We start from the raw sequence: 14,402 nt of genomic DNA, 5'->3' as shown, positions 1-14,402 counted from the left end.
GACCGATCCGGCGAGGTGGTCACCATGCGGCGTTGGCGCGCTCTGATCGTCCTGGGCACGGCCCAGTTCCTCATGGTCCTGGACACCTCGGTCATGAACGTCTCGATCAGCCAGCTGGTCGAGGACTTCGACACCGAGGTGACCACCATCCAGGCCGTCATCACCCTGTACGCGCTGGTCATGGCCGCGTTCATGCTGATCGGCGGCCGGCTCGGCGACATCCTGGGGCGCCGCCGGCTCTTCTTCCTCGGACTGGTCGTGTACGGCGCGGGATCGGCGCTGACCGCCCTCGCCCCCACCGTGTGGGTCCTCGCGCTGGGCTGGTCGGTCGTCGAGGGACTCGGCGCCGCGATGGTGCTCCCGGCCATGGCGGCCCTCGTCGCGGAGTCCTACCGCGGACCGGACCGGGCCGTCGCCTACGGCGTCATCGGTGGCCTCGCCGGTGCCGGGATCGCGGTCGGACCGCTCCTCGGCGGCTGGGTGACCACGTATCTCACCTGGCGGCTGGTCTTCGCCGGGGAGGTCGTCGTCGTCCTCGCCATGCTGTGCTGCCACCAGATGATCGCCGAACCGGCCCGCACCGGGACCCGCCCCCGTCTCGACGGGGTCGGCGCCGTGCTGTCGGCCGCCGGGCTCGGCCTGGGGGTGCTCGGGGTCCTCCAGAGCAGCACCTGGGGATGGGTCTCGCCCCGCAACCCGCCCTTCACCGTCCTCGGGTTCTCCCCGACGCTGTTCGTCGTCGGAGCCGGAGCGGCCGTCCTCGCCGTCTTCGTCCGCTGGGAGCGGCGGCGCGACGAACGGGGCAGTGACCCCCTCGTCCACCTGGACCTGCTGGGCAGGCCCGCGCTGCGCTCGGGACTGATGGCCCTGCTGAGCCAGAACCTCATCCTGCTGGGCCTCTTCTTCGTGATCCCGCTGTACCTCCAGGTGGTGCAGGGCTTCGACGCCTTCGAGACCGGGCTCCGGCTGCTGCCGGTCTCCGTCACCATGCTCGCGGCCTCCCTGCTCGCCTCCTCCCTGGGCCGCACCGTCGGACCGCGCAGGATGATCCGGCTGGCCCTCGCCACCCTGACCGTCGCCATCGTCTGGCTGCTGGCCACCATCGACCCGGTCATCGACGACGCGCAGTTCGCCGGCGCCATGGCCCTGGTGGGCGTGGGCACGGGGCTGCTCGCGTCGCAGCTGGGCAACGTCGTCCAGTCCACCGCGGGCGAGGAGGAACGCAGCGAGGTCGGCGGGCTCCAGTTCACGGCGCAGAACCTGGGCTCCGCGCTGGGCACGGCCCTGATCGGGTCGATCCTCCTCGGCGCCCTCGCGCACGCCTTCACCACCCAGGTCGCCGACGATCCGCGGCTGTCCGAGGAGACCCGCGCCGAGACCGGGGTGGCCCTGGAGGCCGGCATCTCCTTCGTCACCACCGACCAGGTGCGCTCGGCGGCGGCGAACGCCGGACTGCCGCCCGCCGAGGCCGAGGCCGTCACGGACTCCTACGCCGACGCGCAGCTCGACGGCCTCAAGGCGGCGATCCTCGCCACCGGAGGCATCACGCTGGCCAGTTTCCTCGTCACCCCGAACCTCCCGGCCGGTCGCGGCGGCCGGCGCGAGACGGCGGACACCCCCGTGCCGTCCCCCTCGGCCGGGCCGACGCGCTGACCCCCAAGGAGCATCCATGTCCACGACCGACCCCACGACGGTACGCGGGCCCGGCACCGGGATCCGGGCCCGCGCCGACTACTCCGGCGGCGTCTACGGCTCCATGCTGGCGGCCTCCGTGGTGATCGGAGCCGGCACCCTCGGCTCGTTCCCACGGCTGGAACTGGTGCTGCTGTTGCTGCTGACCGGGGTGGCGTTCTGGATCGCGCACGTGCACGCCCAGCTGTTCGGGGCGCGTCTGGCGCAGCAGTCCCTCGACCGGCACGTCGTGTTCGAGGCCTGCCGCGAGGAGTGGCCGATCGTCAAGGCCGCCGTGCCGCCCGCGGTGGCGGTGGGGGTCAGTCCGCTGCTGGGTCTGGACGTGCAGGGTGCCCTGTGGCTGGCGCTGTCCGTCGCCGTGGTCGGACAGGTGGGCTGGTCGGTGGCCGCGGCCCGTCGTGCCGGTGCGTCCTGGCGCCTGGTCGCCGGCACGGCCTCCGTCAACCTGTTGATCGGCCTGCTGATCATCTCGTTCAAGGTGTTCCTGAAGCACTGACCAGGTAGCCCGAGCGCCGGTCGGCGGATCACCTCCGCCGGGTGAGGCAGGAAGGGGGCGTTCGAATGGACCATCGGAGTACAGGGCGCCGACCGCCCGCCAGGCCGCCTGCGGGAGTACAGCCCATGCGCTACGAGATCCGAGTCGACGGACACATGTCGGACACACTGGCCGAAGCCTTTCCCGAGCTGGAACGCGTGGTCATGTCCGGGCAGACGGTCCTGTTCGGCTCGGTCATCGACGAGGCGCACCTGTTCGGCCTCCTGGCCCGCTGCCAGTCCCTGGGGCTGCACGTGGTGGAGATGCGACGCATGCCGGAGTGACACCGCGGTCCCCGGGGCCGCCGTGGCCGCCGGCCGGCACACGGGCCCGCCCCCCGGGGCCGCCGGCTGGCGCACGGGCCCGCCCACGGCACCGGCCCCCCGACGGCACGCGGGACCAGTCCGCCGGCCCCGGCCGACCGTCAACGTGCGGGGCCCTTCAGCCAGAACGGCCCGCCGTCAGCACACGGACCCAGTCCGCGGCCCCGGCCGACCGTCATCGCGCGGGGGCCGTCAGCTGTACCGGCCCCACGTGGGCGCCCGGGGCTGGTCAGCCGGAACGGCCCGCCGTCAGCACGCGGGGGCCGTTCGCGGCATAGGCCCCCGAGGGTGCGGGGCCAGTCCGCAGCCCCGGCCGATCGTCAACGTGCGTGAGCCAGAAGCCGTACCGGCCCCCCGCGGGCGCACGGCGCCGGTCAGCCGGAACGGCCCCTCGCCGGCATCCGGTGCCCCTCAGTCGCACCGGCCCGCGAACGCACGTCGGCCACTGCCTCACGCCATCCCGGGGGCCCGCGACCCATCGCGCTCGCCCACCGCCCGCGAGCCTCCCGCGCCCGTTCCCGGACCACACGGCTTCGCACACACAGCCGTCTCCCGACTCCCACAGGCACCACACGCACAGCCGTTCTCCCGCCCCCAAGCACCGCACACACAGCCGTCCCCCGCCCCAAGCACCGCAGAGCAGCCGCGCCGGCTGTCGATCCCTCTGGTCAAAGCGTCTCCGCCTGTACCCGGCCCGAGCGGACCGCGGCGCCCAGTGCTTCGAAGTCCCGTTCGTTCTGGTCGGCGTAGGACTGGGCGTAGCCGGTGAGGGCCTGGTCGAAGCGGTTGCCGGAGCCCAGGTAGGCGGCGATGGCGATCGGGTCGCCGGAGCGCGCGTGGGCTCGGGCCAGCGAGGCGCCGCACACCCGGGCGAACAGGGCGAGCATCGCGGGGTCCATAATCTCCGGCCGGGCGATGCCCTTCCAGTCCCGCAACTGCCGTACGTAGAAGTCGCGTTCGACCCCGTCGATGCCCGTCACATGGGTCCAGCCGAGGAAGATGTCACTGGTCGTCTGGATCAGACGCTGGCCGTCGACGACCCGCCGGCCCTGGTTGTCGAAGCGGTCCGCGCCGGTCTGCGCGGCCAGGACCGACTCCTGCGCCTCCTTGGCCTGGAGGAGCAGCGGGTCGTCGTCGTTCCTGCCCAGCAGGAGCAGGATCCAGCAGCGGGTGCCGACACTGCCCACCCCGACCACCTTGCGGGCCATGTCCACCAGGTGGAAGTGGTGCAACAGGTGCTGCCGTTCGGACGGCAGGGTGCGCGCGTACTCCTCCAGAACGGTCTGGAGCTCCTTCTCCTGCTGGTTGTCCGCCGCGTAGGCCAGCAGATCCCTCAGCGGTGTGATCAGCGGCGGGTCGGCGGCGATCCGGCGGCCCTCGGGGGTGTTCCGCGTGAGCTTCGCGAAGGCCTGCAGGTGGGTGCGGGTACGGGCCTGCTCGGTGGCCCGCGCGGTACGGCGCCTGGCCTTCTTGTCCATCGAGGACGCCAGCAGCGCGCGCAGGTGGTCGACGTCGTCCTGGGCGTACCAGATGTCCAGGGTGCGCATCCCCGCGAAGTCGCGCATCCGCCGGCGGTAGGAGCGGACGCACGTCCGCACGATGGTGTTCTGCTCCTTGAGGGAGAAGCCGTTGGCGCGGGCCGCGATGGCGAAACTGGCCGCCAGCCGCTTCACGTCCCATTCGAAGGGGCCGGGATGCGTCTCGTCGAAGTCGTTGATGTCGAAGACCAGATGACGCTCCGGCGAGGCCAGCAGCCGGAAGTTCAGCAGATGCGCGTCCCCGCACAACTGCACCCGCAGCCCCGTGTTGGGGGCGGCACCCAGGTCGGCCGCCATGATGGCCGCCGCGCCACGGTAGAAACGGAAGGGCGACTCGAGCATCCGCCCGTAGCGGATCGGCACCAACTCCGGCACCCGCGTGGCGGACTGACGCTCTATCACCTCGATCGGGTCGAACCGCGCCGAGTCCGCCTCGAAGAAGCCGTGGCTCGAACGGGGCACGCGGGCGCGGGCGTTCCTGCCGATCGCCGCCCGTTCCGAGGGCGACAGAAGGACCGTCGAGGAGTTCGGTACGGTCATGGCTGGACCTCCTGGATCGTAGACGAGAGGCCGCACCACGACCGGTGGGCCGCGCACCCGCACGGTGCGGGCGACGGCCTCGCACACCGCCCGCCGGACCCGGCCGGGCGGTGCTCCGTCCGGGCGCTCGGGGGAGCGCTCATCTCGTCCCTCTTCGTCCGGGCCGCCGCCGGGCCGGCGTACGACCTCGTTCCCAGCCCACCCGCACAGCCGCAACCGCGGATCACCCCCGACGGGTGACCCGGGCACCGGCGGTACGCGGGACGCTGGCCGCGTGAGGGGCCCCGCACCGCTCCGGCGGTGCGGGGGACGACCCGTTCGAGCGGGCGAGGAGAAGCCATGACCACGCAGCGGGGCCCGGCACCACACACCGCGACGGACCAGGACCCCTACGGGGGCAGCACCCACGGCGGCAGCCCCGGAGGCACGGCCGCCGGAGCGGACGTACTGGAGCGGCTCGGCCGTTCCTGGACCTGGATCCTCGGATCCGCGATCGCCACACTCGTGCCCGGCATCCTCGTCCTGGTGTGGCCGGACGAGACCCTGCACGTCCTCGCCGTCCTGATCGGCCTGTACCTGCTGGTCGCCGGCTCGTTCCGGTTCGTCTCCGTCTTCGCCTGGCACGCCCCCGGCGAACGGCTCCTCGGCCTGATCATGGCCGTGCTGTACGTCCTCGCCGGCGTGCTGTGCCTGCGCAATCCGCTCCAGACCATCGCCGCCCTCTCGCTCATCGTCGGGGTCGTCTGGCTCGTGACCGGCATCCTCACCCTCTACACGGCGATCACCGCCGAGGACCTGCCGCACCGCGCCTTCGTGCTGGGCGCGGCCGTGATCGGCATCGTCGCCGGGATCGTGGTGCTGGCCCTGCCTACCGAGTCGGCGCGGGCGCTGACCCGGCTGCTCGGACTGTGGCTCGTGCTGCTCGGCCTGTTCGAGCTGGTCCTCGCCCTCGCCTGGCGGGCCGCACTGCGCCGGTCGGGCATCACGGACCGCCATGAACCGGCGGACGCCTGAGAACGAGCCCGGCCGCTCCGACGAGGGAGCCCCCATGAACCCCGCCTCGACCCCCGGCACGCCGGGCGGCGACGCATCCGGAGGCACCGGCCACGCCCTGACCGCGGACGAGCACGCCGAGTACCAGCGACTGCGCCGCGCCGCGACGGTGAGGCACCGCCGAGCGCGCTACGCGGGCGCCACCGTCCTCCTGGTCCTCACGCTCCTGCTCGCACCGCTGGCCCTCGTCGCGACCTGGGTGCACGACCAGGTCGCCGACACCGACCGGTACGTGCAGACCGTCGCCCCGCTTGCCTCGGACCCGGCCGTGCAGGGCGTCGTGATCGACCGGCTGACCGACCGGGTGGTGGCCCAGGTCGACGTGGAGGCCATCACGGCCGCGCTCACCAAGACGCTGTCGGACAACGGGGCCCCGCCGCGCGTCGTCGAGGGCTCGAAGTCCCTCACCGCCCCGCTGCGCTCCGCGGTGCACTCCGTCGTGGAACGCACCGTGACGCGCGCGGTCACCAGCGAGCTCTTCCGGCAGGCCTGGGAGGGCGCCAACCGGCGGGCCCACGCCACCGTGGTGAACATGCTCACCGGCGACCGCCAGGGCGCGGTGCAGGCCGAGGGGGACACGGTGCAGCTGGACATCGGCGCCGTGGTCGACCAGGTGCGGCAGCGGCTCGTCGACGCCGGCTTCGAGAAGGCCGCCGCCATCCCGGACAGCGACCGCACCGTCACACTGTTCCGTACCGAACAGCTCGCCAAGGCCCAGGACGGCATGCGCCTGCTGGACGTCGTCGGCACCTGGCTGCCCGTCCTGACGCTCGCCATCGCCGCCCTCGCCGTGTGGGTCGCCCCCGCACACCGGGTGATGGTGATGATCACCGCGCTCGGCGTGGGTGTGACGACGGTGGTGGTGCTGGTCGCGCTCGTCGTGCTGCGGCGTGTCTACCTGGACTCCGTGCCCGCGACGACCCTGCCGCCCGACGCCGCCGCGGCGATCTTCGACACCTTCCTCCGCTTCCTGCGCGCGAGCGCCCGCACCCTGCTCGTCGTCTGCCTCCTCACGGCCCTCACCGCCTACCTCTACGGCCCCGGCCGGGTCGCCCGCGGAGTGCGCGCGCTCGCCGGGCGGGGGGCCGCGGGCGCCGGGAACACGCTGCGCCGCGCGGGGGTGACCACCGGGCTCACCGGGCACTGGCTCGCCGCCCACCAGAAGTGGACCACCGGGATCGTCATCGGGGCCGGTGCCCTGGCTCTCGTCCTGTGGAACCACCCCACCGTCGGCGCGGTGGCCCTCGTCCTGGTGCTGGTCCTGGTGGTGCCGGCGATCATCGCGGTGCTCGCCGCAGCACAACCGGCGCCCGACCCGCCCGACTGACCGGGACCCGACACGCCCCACCGACCGGGGCACGCGGCCGCGTGAGCCAGGGCGCCGGGTGAGCCATGACCAGGAACGCCGATCCGGTCCGCCCGGCACGCGGGGCCCGCGCCGCACGGGTCGTGGCGAGCGTACGGTCCAGCGCACTGGTCCGGTTCCTGCCCCGCCTGTCGGCGCTCAACGTGGTCGAGGGCGCCATGCGGCTGGCGGCCAGGCCTTCCTCGCCGCGCTCCCGCTGCTCATGACGGTGGCCGCGTTCGCCCCTCCCGCCGTGCAGGACCTGCTGGCCGACTCCCTGCGCTCGGTGCTCGGAGTGCGGGGCGACACGCTCGACGAGGTGCGCCGGACCTACGAGGCCACCGGCCCGACCCGGGACTCCGTCGGTGTCCTGGGGGTGCTCGTCGCCCTGGCGTCCGCCACCGCGTTCAGCCGGGCGCTGCAAGCCGTGTTCGAACGCTGCCGGCGGCTGCCCCGGGCGCCGCTGCGGGCCGCGGTCTGGCGCCGGCCCCTGTGGCTGGTGGTGTGGCTGGTGTTCCTGCTGACCCAGGCGCCGGTGCGCGACGGGTTCGGGGCCGGTCCCGCCGTCGGTCTGACGATGTCCCTGCTGTCGACGACGCTGCTGTGGTGGTGGTCCCAGCACCTCTTCCTGGGCGGCCGGATCGGCTGGCAGAGCCTGCTGCCGGGCGCGATGCTCGCCGGGACCGGCACGGTCGCGCTGAGCGGGGTGGCCCGGCTGGTGCTGCCCACCGCGATGGAGCGCAGCCTCGCCGAGTTCGGCCCGCTGGGCCCCGTCTTCACCTTCCTGTCCTGGCTGATCGGCGTCTTCCTCGTCGCCGTGTCGGGCCTGGCCGCGGGGGAGGTCGTCGCCACCGGCGCCTGGTACCGGAAGGCCTCCGCCCCGCTCTTCCGCCCCCCGGACCGTGCCCTGGCCCGGTCACCCGCTCACCCGCGCCGGGTGAAGCCGTCGGCTCCTTGCCGTGGGCACGCTGAGAACGCACAGACAGGCGGCCGGGCCAAGGCCCCGGACGGAGGAGAGTGACATGAGCGAGTCCACGTACCTCGCGTACGACTACCCGCTGCTGAGCGTCTTCTGGTCGATGCTCTGGTTCTTCCTGTGGATCATGTGGTTCGTCCTGCTCTTCCGGATCGTCGTCGACATCTTCCGCGACGACGCCATGAGCGGCTGGGCCAAGGCCGGCTGGCTGGTGTTCACGATCGTCCTGCCCTTCCTGGGCGTCTTCGTGTACATCATCGCCCGCGGCAAGAACATGGGACGCCGTGAAGTCGCACAGGCACGGGCGCAGCAGCAGGCCTTCGACTCCTACATCCGCGAGACCGCCAAGGGCGGCGGCGGAACCAGCAGTGTCGACGAACTCGCCAAGCTGTCGGAGATCCGGGCCAAGGGCGACATCACCGACGAGGAGTTCGCCCGGGCCAAGAGCCTCGTCCTGAGCGGCCACGGTTCGGGGACCGCCTCCACCGGTGTCGGCGCCGGCTCCCGGCACTGAGCACACCGAACGATCGAAACGAGGGGTCAGGATGACCGCCACACACACCACGCACCGCACCACGGCCAAGCAGGGCTGGGCCGCCGGCACGACGGTCTTCGCGGCCGTCATGCTGATGCTCGCCGGAGTGCTCGACATCTTCCGGGGCATCATGGCCATCGCCGAGGACGACGTCTTCGTCACGACGCGCAACTACGTCTTCGAGTTCGACCTCACCAGCTGGGGCTGGATCCACCTCGCGCTGGGAGTCGTGGGCGTGCTGGTGAGCCTCGGCCTCTTCCGCGCGGCCACCTGGGCGCGCGTGGCCGGCGTGGCCATCGCCGGACTCATCATCATCGCCAACTTCCTCTCCCTGCCGTACTACCCGGCCTGGTCGATCGTGATGATCGCGATGTCCGGGTTCATCATCTGGGCCCTGTGCACGGTCCGGCGCGACGACTCCTTCGAGCCCTTCGAGCGTCCCGGACGCGACATGTGACGACCCGTCGAGTGCGTGGCCTCCGGGTGAGGGCCGCGCCGGGAGGGAGGGCGAGGACATGGAACGGCAGCAACGCGACGGTGCACGCACCGGCAGCGTCCTCCGGGCCCGCCTCGCCCTCCTCGCCCTGCTGTGCAGCGTCCTGGTGCCGCTTCTGGTGGCCGGACTGCGCAGTGTGCTGTGGGCTCTCGTGGGCATCGCCGGACTGGCGGTCGCCGCCGTAGGGGTGTGGTGGACGCTGGCCCACACCGGCGCGCTGCGCGTGCTCGGGCTGGTGCTGTCGGTGGCCGCGCCGCTCACCGTGCTCTCCCTGTACGCCGCGTCGGGCATGCTGGGCCCGGCCTGTCTGTCCCTGGTCCTGTGGGTGCTGGCCGTCGCCTCGGCACGTACGGCCCTCGCACCCCCGCGCTCCCCGGCCCGGCGGGCACCGGCACCGCGCGACCCCTGGGTCGTGATGAACCCCCGCTCCGGCGGCGGCAAGGTGGGACGCTTCGGCCTGGTGGAGAAGGCCCGGTCGGCCGGCGCCCGCGTCGTGCTGCTCGACGGGAACCAGGACGTGGTGCAACTCGCCCGGCAGGCGGTGGCCGAGGGAGCCGACCTGCTGGCGGTGGCCGGCGGCGACGGCACCCAGGCCCTGGTCGCCGAGGTCGCGGCCCGGCACGACCTGCCCTTCGTGGTGATTCCCGCCGGGACCCGCAACCACTTCGCCCTCGATCTCGGTCTCGACCGGGACGATCCGGCGGCAGCCCTCGAAGCCCTCACCGACGGCGTGGAACAGCCCGTGGACCTCGGCTTCGCCGCGGACCGGGTGTTCGTCAACAACGCCTCGTTCGGGACGTACGCCTCCGTGGTCGCCGACCCCGCCTACCGCGACGCCAAGCTGCACACGACCCTGCGGACCCTTCCCGGACTGCTCACCGGCGAGGACGCGCCGGGCCTGCGGATGCGGGCCGGCGCCACGTGGGTCGGCGGACTCCAGGCGCTGCTCGTCAGCAACAACCCCTATCTGCGGGCGGTCGACGCGGCCCGTCCCGGACGCCGGGAGCGGCTCGACTCGGGGCTGCTCGGAGTGCTGGGCGTGCGCGTGGCGAACACCGCGCAGGCGGCCCGCCTGGTGCGCGGCGAGCGCTCCGGGTCCGTCATGCGGCTGCGGGTCGACGAGGTCGTCGTGGACGCGGACACCTCCGACATCGCGGTCGGCATCGACGGAGAACACGTCCTGCTGCCGACCCCCGTGGTCTGCCGCACCGAGCCGGGAGCGCTCCGGGTCCGCGTGCCCCGCCACCGCCCCGGCAGGCCGGTGCTCGCGGCCCCGGCGGACTGGCGGCGCGTGGCACGGCTGGCCCGGGGCGGACGCGGTGCCGGGGCTGCGGGGCGGGATTCGCGTTAGCGGCACATCTCCGGCCGGGAGCGTCTGCCTCCCGGCCGGAGATGCGGGTGCGGGTCATCCACACCCGACTACGTCACCCCGTCCTCGCGGTCAGTCGCCCGGAGGCCTGCTGAGCCGCCGTCAGGTCGTCGACGGTCTGGGTCGTCGCCAGAAGCTCCGCCGCCACCGGCGCCAGGGCCTGCGGTGTCAGGAAGCCCTCGGCGACGGGCAGACCGCCCGCGTCCCGGATGGCCTCGCGCAGCGGCTTGGCCCACAGGTGCTCCAGCAGCACGAAGGCCGCCGCCGTACCCGGCAGCAGTTCCTCCGCGAGCGCCCGGAGATCGCGCGGCGTGAACCCGTAGGCCCTGGTGCCGGGGCCGTACTGCGGTGCGCCGCGGGTCGCGTCCGGGAAGCGGGGCGTCAGACCGAGCAGCGCCTCGACGGTCTCACCCATGCCCTCCGCCTCGTAGTTGAGGCCGACCGTGTCGCCGTCGATCTCCTTCTGGAGGAACAGCACGTCCAGGACCCGTATCTGCCCCTTGCCCTCCAGGACCGCCAGTTCCTGGAGCACACGGCCCTCGAACGCCGCGTCGGGGCCGAACTCGATGGTCAGCAACTGCACCGGACCGAGTGTCGCCATGACTTTCTCTCCCTTCCTCCGCCCCGGGTTCATCCCATACGGCCGCGCGCGTCCCGCGCCTCACCCGCGGAAGGTGAACCCGTCGGACGGTGGCGCGTACGGCCGTACCAGTCGTGCACGACGGCACTGCCCGTCACCGCGTCCTGGAGCGAGGCCCCGCGCCGGCTGAACGGGATCCACAACAGCCCCACGGGCAGCGCGACACAGAGCAGGGCCCGGAGCAGGGCCGTGCCCCAGGTGAGCCGCCGCCCCGAACGGTCCGTCACCCGCAGGCCCATCAACTGGTCCCCGGCGGTGCGCCCGCCGAAGAGCCATCCGCAGGTGAGGTAGACGACGAGGGCCGTGCAGCCGAGGGCGGCGGTGGCGCCGGGCCCGAGGTCGGGGTACGCGAACGGCGGGCCCACCAGCAGCCGGTGGGCCGCGGCGTACCCGGCCTCGGCCGCCAGCAGGATCGCCAGCACCACGAGCAGGTCCGCGGCGGCCGCCGCCGTCCGCGACACCAACCCCGCCGGACGCCCCTGCACTTCCTGGGGGCGACGGGTGCGGGCCGGGGCGGTCACGGCGTCTCCACCGGTGCGGCCGACCCGTCGGTGAACCCGCCCGTGCCGGATCCGTTCGCCCCGGACGGGCCCGCCCGGTGCAGCAGCCGGTCCGTGAGCCGCTGCACCAGCCGGTCGGCGCGGGCGTTCTGCTCACGGAACGCGTCCAGCGTCTCCGCGGTGATGCTCCCGCCGGTGTCCCGGACCACCCGGCCGAGGTCGAGTTCGTCGAGCACCGACTCGGCGTACGCCACGAGGTCGACGCGGGCGAGGAAGGGGTCCGGGTCGACGCGGGCGAGCAGGGCATCGAGGTCCACCCGGTCGAGCACGCCGTCGAGGTCGACGCGGGCCAGCACGGCGTCCAGGTCGACGCGCGCGAGCACCGCGTCGAGGTCGAGACGGGCCAGTACGGCGTCCAGGTCCACGCGGGCCAGCACCGCGTCCAGGTCCAGTCGGGAGGCGACGCGGTCGACGTCGAGGCGGTCGGCCACGGCGTCGACGTCGATCTCGTCGAGGACGGCGGCGGACAGCGCGCGGACCAGCGCCCGGGCGCGCAGTTCCGCCTCGGCACGGGCCCGCAGCCGCTCCGCCGCGCCGAGGGCACTCCAGCGCGCCACCCGCCGGCCGACGGCGTCGGCCGCGAACGACGGCACGAGGACCCGTACCGCGGCACGGGTGCAGGGCACGGCCACGGCGCCGACCCCCGTCACGACCGCCCGCGACCGGCGTCGCAGTTCCCACGCGAGACCGAACGCCGCGTCCGGTACGGCCGGCGCGCCCCGGCGCCGTACCCGTGCCGCGTCCTCGGCGGTGCCCGCGACGGCCCGTACGGCGAGATCGACCAGCCCCACGGCCAGCCGTGCCGCCTCCGCGGCGGCTCCCCTGTCGGTGCTGCCCATCCGCCTCACCTCCTGTCGAGCGGTCGGGTGTCGGGGCCGACGGACCACTCGGCCCCGGTGCTGCGGCTGAAGGCGGTGACGGCGGCCTCCACGGTGGGGAAGAACCGGTCGGGATCGATGGTGCGGGTGAGCCCGTAGCGCTCGATCTTCCGCCGTACCGGGTCCTTGAGTTCGGCGAAGACCAGCCGGACGTGCCGGACGCTGAGCGCGGTGTCGAGTTCGTGCAGCACGTCCGCGGCGGTGGTGTCCACGTCCGTCATGGGCTCCGCGGCGACGACGATCCAGCGCGGCCGGGGATCGGCCCCGGCCAGCCGTCGCACCTCGTCGCGGAAGCTCTTGGCGTTGGCGAAGAACAGCGGTGCGTCGAACCGGTAGATGACCAGTCCCGGCAGCCTGTCCGCGCCCGGGTAGGAGCGGATGTCGTGGTACCCCTCCAGGCCCGGCACCCGCCCGAGCACGGTGTCGTACGGCCACCAGGCCCGCCGGAAGACGTTGAGGACCGAGAGGCCGACCGCGATGGCGATACCGGGCAGCACCCCGAGCAGGGCGACCCCGACGAACGCGGCGACGCACAGCAGGAATTCGGTCCTGCGCTGCCGCCACAGCCGTACGGCGCCCGGGATGTCGGCCAGCGACAGGGACGCGGCGATGACCACGGCGGCCAGCGCGGGCTGCGGGAGGTTGCGGAACAGGCCCGGCACCAGCACCAGCATGAGCACGATCAGGACCGCGCCGACCACGCCGGTGAGCTGGGTCTTCGCGCCCGTGCGCTCGGCGACCGCCGTACGGGAGCCGCTCGCGCTGACGGGGAAGCCCTGGAAGAGCCCGGCCGCCAGGTTCGCCGCACCGACCGCCGCCATCTCCTGGTTCCCGCGCACCTCCTGGCCGGTACGGGCCGCGAACGCCGACGAGTTGGAGATGGTGTCGGCCAGTGACACCACGGCGATCCCGAGGGCGCCGCCGAACAGCGGGACCAGGTCGTCGGCCCGTACATGGGGGAGCGTGAACGGCGGGAAGCCCTCCGGCAGCCGGCCGACCAGCCCCACGCCGTGCTCGTCCAGGTCGAGGAGCGAGGCCGCCGCGATCGCGAGGGCGACCATCACGAGCACGGCGGGCACCTTGGGCAGCAGCCGCTGGAGCAGCAGGATCAGGACCAGCCCCGAGACGCCCACGGCCGCCGCCGCGGGCACCGTCGCCCCCTCGGCCAGCTTCCGCACCAGTCCGGCGCACTCACCGAGCAGGTTGTCCGCGTCGACCTTGAACCCGAGGAGCTTCGGCAGCTGGCCGATGAGGATGGTCAGGGCCAGGCCGTTCATGTAGCCGATCATCGTCGGCTTGGAGATGAGGTCCGCGATGAAACCGAGGCGGGCCACGGAGGCGAGGATCATGATGCCGGCCACCATGAGCCCGAGCATCGAGGCCAGGGCGACCGCCCGCTCCGGATCCCCGTCCGACGCGACGAGGGGGAGCACCGTGGCGGCGATCATCGGGCCGAGCGAGGAGTCGGGACCGAGGACCAGGATCCGGGACGGGCCGCACACCGCGTAGCCGAGGAGGCACAGGATCGTGGTGTAGAGGCCGGTGATGGGCGGCAGCCCCGCGAGCTCCGCGTACGCCATGCCCTGCGGGACGAGCAGGGTGGTGAGGGCGATCCCGGCCACCACGTCCTTGGCCAGCCACTCGCGCTGGTAGCCCGTGAGCGCCTGGACCCCCGGCACGGCTCGCAGCAGTCCCCACGGCCCCCGGCCGTCGTGACCGGTGGTCGTGGACCGTCCCTGCGACTGCTGGCCGTCCATCCGCCCTTCCCGACCTCGTCACGGCCCTCGACTGGTCCTCGGGCGCGGAACGCTGTGCCCTTCAAGGATCCGGCCGGCCCCGCCCGCACGACTTCACCCCGCGAGGGTGACCGAGGGGGCGGGGGAGCTCGGGGCCGGGAAGGACGCTCCTCCACAGAGCTCCCG

General features: G+C 73.4%; 15 protein-coding genes. 10 read left to right on the top strand and 5 right to left on the bottom strand.

What is annotated here, in order from left to right; genetic code table 11:
* Positions 1–24: 24 nt before the first annotated feature.
* From AQJ54_RS13610 to AQJ54_RS13600, 3 genes are all read left to right on the top strand, one after another.
* Positions 25–1,653 carry an MFS transporter gene (locus AQJ54_RS13610; RefSeq protein WP_062237389.1) on the top strand — a complete coding sequence of 543 codons (1,629 nt, stop codon included), beginning with the start codon at positions 25–27 and terminating at the stop codon, positions 1,651–1,653.
* Between the two features lie 16 nt (positions 1,654–1,669).
* Positions 1,670–2,188: a hypothetical protein gene (locus AQJ54_RS13605; RefSeq protein WP_062029407.1), complete on the top strand. Its 519-nt coding sequence runs from the start codon at positions 1,670–1,672 to the stop codon at positions 2,186–2,188.
* 125 nt (positions 2,189–2,313) lie between these two features.
* Positions 2,314–2,511 carry a hypothetical protein gene (locus AQJ54_RS13600; RefSeq protein ID WP_030315424.1) on the top strand — a complete coding sequence of 66 codons (198 nt, stop codon included), beginning with the start codon at positions 2,314–2,316 and terminating at the stop codon, positions 2,509–2,511.
* Positions 2,512–3,218: 707 nt separating this feature from the next.
* Here AQJ54_RS13600 and AQJ54_RS13595 read toward each other — a convergent pair.
* Positions 3,219–4,628, bottom strand: a complete 1,410-nt coding sequence (locus AQJ54_RS13595; protein WP_062237387.1) for a DUF2252 domain-containing protein — start codon at positions 4,626–4,628, stop codon at positions 3,219–3,221.
* Between the two features lie 339 nt (positions 4,629–4,967).
* Here AQJ54_RS13595 and AQJ54_RS13590 point away from each other — a divergent pair, with 339 nt between their 5' ends.
* The 7 genes from AQJ54_RS13590 to AQJ54_RS13565 all read left to right on the top strand — a co-directional run bounded on the left by AQJ54_RS13590 (position 4,968) and on the right by AQJ54_RS13565 (position 10,384).
* The gene (locus AQJ54_RS13590) at positions 4,968–5,642 is read left to right on the top strand and encodes an HdeD family acid-resistance protein (protein WP_062237385.1); all 675 of its coding nucleotides are present in this window, start codon (positions 4,968–4,970) and stop codon (positions 5,640–5,642) included.
* A gap of 34 nt (positions 5,643–5,676) precedes the next feature.
* Entirely contained in the window at positions 5,677–7,008 is a 1,332-nt protein-coding gene (locus AQJ54_RS13585; RefSeq protein WP_062238606.1) for a hypothetical protein, read from the top strand.
* Positions 7,009–7,073: 65 nt separating this feature from the next.
* Positions 7,074–7,253 carry a hypothetical protein gene (locus AQJ54_RS46675; protein ID WP_063806422.1) on the top strand — a complete coding sequence of 60 codons (180 nt, stop codon included), beginning with the start codon at positions 7,074–7,076 and terminating at the stop codon, positions 7,251–7,253.
* Positions 7,250–8,047 (top strand): ribonuclease BN, encoded by a 798-nt coding sequence (locus AQJ54_RS13580; protein ID WP_248845353.1) that lies wholly within the window; start codon positions 7,250–7,252, stop codon positions 8,045–8,047. The genes AQJ54_RS46675 and AQJ54_RS13580 overlap by 4 nt, the downstream gene beginning before the upstream one ends.
* A gap of 1 nt (position 8,048) precedes the next feature.
* Positions 8,049–8,516: an SHOCT domain-containing protein gene (locus AQJ54_RS13575; protein WP_062029414.1), complete on the top strand. Its 468-nt coding sequence runs from the start codon at positions 8,049–8,051 to the stop codon at positions 8,514–8,516.
* A gap of 31 nt (positions 8,517–8,547) precedes the next feature.
* The gene (locus tag AQJ54_RS13570; RefSeq protein ID WP_062237383.1) at positions 8,548–8,994 is read left to right on the top strand and encodes a DUF7144 family membrane protein; all 447 of its coding nucleotides are present in this window, start codon (positions 8,548–8,550) and stop codon (positions 8,992–8,994) included.
* A gap of 58 nt (positions 8,995–9,052) precedes the next feature.
* The gene (locus AQJ54_RS13565; protein WP_062237381.1) at positions 9,053–10,384 is read left to right on the top strand and encodes a diacylglycerol/lipid kinase family protein; all 1,332 of its coding nucleotides are present in this window, start codon (positions 9,053–9,055) and stop codon (positions 10,382–10,384) included.
* Positions 10,385–10,457: 73 nt separating this feature from the next.
* Here the strand turns inward: AQJ54_RS13565 and AQJ54_RS13560 are convergent, their stop codons facing one another.
* Genes AQJ54_RS13560 through AQJ54_RS13545 form a run of 4 tightly spaced genes read right to left on the bottom strand, consistent with a single transcriptional unit; the run spans position 10,458 to position 14,237 of the window.
* The gene (locus AQJ54_RS13560; RefSeq protein WP_062029417.1) at positions 10,458–11,003 is read right to left on the bottom strand and encodes a hypothetical protein; all 546 of its coding nucleotides are present in this window, start codon (positions 11,001–11,003) and stop codon (positions 10,458–10,460) included.
* 29 nt (positions 11,004–11,032) lie between these two features.
* Entirely contained in the window at positions 11,033–11,563 is a 531-nt protein-coding gene (locus AQJ54_RS13555) for an RDD family protein (RefSeq protein ID WP_243659642.1), read from the bottom strand.
* A complete protein-coding gene (locus AQJ54_RS13550) occupies positions 11,560–12,441 on the bottom strand; it encodes a hypothetical protein (RefSeq protein ID WP_062237379.1) in 882 nt (293 codons plus the stop codon). Before AQJ54_RS13550 ends, AQJ54_RS13555 begins: the two co-directional genes overlap by 4 nt.
* Positions 12,442–12,446: 5 nt before the next feature.
* The gene (locus AQJ54_RS13545; protein ID WP_248845352.1) at positions 12,447–14,237 is read right to left on the bottom strand and encodes a SulP family inorganic anion transporter; all 1,791 of its coding nucleotides are present in this window, start codon (positions 14,235–14,237) and stop codon (positions 12,447–12,449) included.
* Positions 14,238–14,402: the final 165 nt, after the last annotated feature.

The sequence above is a fragment of the Streptomyces griseorubiginosus genome, from assembly GCF_001514195.1.
Classification (GTDB): Bacteria; Actinomycetota; Actinomycetes; order Streptomycetales; family Streptomycetaceae; genus Streptomyces; species Streptomyces griseorubiginosus.
This window is presented reverse-complemented; position numbering and strand designations above follow the sequence as displayed.